The sequence below is a fragment of the Citrobacter sp. R4 genome (genome assembly GCF_026719175.1).
In the GTDB taxonomy this organism is placed as follows: Bacteria; Pseudomonadota; Gammaproteobacteria; order Enterobacterales; family Enterobacteriaceae; genus Citrobacter_A; species Citrobacter_A sedlakii.
Window position 1 is genome coordinate 1 of sequence record NZ_JAPPSU010000050.1, and the last position, 1030, is coordinate 1030.

The window sequence follows — 1030 nt, forward strand, 5'->3', positions numbered from 1 at the left end:
TCCGCAGCGAGGATGAAAGCCTGGTCACCCTGTGGCATTACGATGAAGCGGACCGTCTGACGCACCGCACCGTGAATGACGAACCGGCAGAACAGTGGCAGTACAACGAACGCGGCTGGCTGACGGAAACCAGCCATCTCAGCGATGGCCACCGCGTCAGCGTACAGTATGAGTACGATAAACAGGGACGGATGAGCCTTGAACGCCAGACGGTGCATAACCCGGAAACAGGCGAACTGCTGTGGCAGCATGCCACAAAACACGATTACCCGAAGGGACTGGCGAATAAAACCACTCCTGACCATCTTCCTCCGGTGGAGTGGCTGACTTACGGCAGCGGTTATCTGGCGGGAATGAAGCTCGGCGGCACGCCGCTTATCGACTTCACCCGCGACCGGCTGCACCGGGAGACGCTGCGGACCTCTGGTGTTTACGAACAACACACGGCTTACAGCCCGGCCGGGCAGCTGTCGGGCCACACGTTCAGTGACCCGCAGCTGAACCGGGAATACGGTTATCACGACAACGGGCAGCTTGTACGCATCCGTGGCGCGCATCAGGAGGAAGAGTACCGCTATGACGGCGCGGGGCGTCTTATCAGCGCCCGGCACAACGACCTGCTGCGACGCTACGCCACCGACCCGGCGGGCAACCGTATTACAGACCGGGAACAGTACCCGGCGCTTCCCGCGATATGGCGGGATAACCGCATCAGCGAAGACGTGCAGTACTTTTACCACCACGATAAGCATGGAAGGCTGGTGGAAAAGGATGAGCGTCAGATACGCGATGGCGGCGGTTATGTACACTGTTATCACTACGATAACCAGCACCGGCTGGCGCACTATCGCTGTGAACAACAGGGTGTCACACTTCTGGAAAGTCGTTACCTGTATGACCCGCCGGGCCGCCGCATCGGAAAACGGGTGTGGAAAAGCCGGCGGGAGCGCGGGAGTCTCAGCGGGGAGGAATATATTTACCTGGATAAAACCCCGGAAGTGACATGGTACGGCTGGGACGGCGACAGGCT

General features: G+C 59.6%; 1 pseudogene. It reads left to right on the forward strand.

Annotated features, from left to right (window positions below):
• Window positions 1-1030, forward strand: a pseudogene (locus OOJ60_RS24490) (RHS repeat protein); the annotation flags it as partial.